Consider the following 239-nt stretch of genomic DNA (forward strand, 5'->3'; position numbering starts at 1 on the left):
AGCGTCAGCAACGTCTGGAAGAGGGGCGTGTGGCTGAGGCTGCGCGTGGGATGCAGCACCTCCACGAGCTTCTCGAACGGCACATCCTGATGCTCGTACGCTTCGAGCACCGTGCCGCGCACCTGGCGAAGCAGGGCGCGGAACGACTGACCGTCCTCCACCTTCGCCCGAAGCACGAGCGTGTTGACGAAGAAGCCGATGAGTCCTTCCGTCTCCGCGCGGGTGCGGCCCGCGATGGG

General features: G+C 66.5%; 1 protein-coding gene. It reads right to left on the reverse strand.

The window, feature by feature from the left end:
* Positions 1-239 (reverse strand): condensation domain-containing protein (locus tag D7X12_RS42215; protein ID WP_147444048.1); only part of this gene is annotated, 239 nt, incomplete at both ends.

It is taken from the genome of Corallococcus sicarius (assembly GCF_003611735.1).
GTDB classification, from domain to species: domain Bacteria; phylum Myxococcota; class Myxococcia; order Myxococcales; family Myxococcaceae; genus Corallococcus; species Corallococcus sicarius.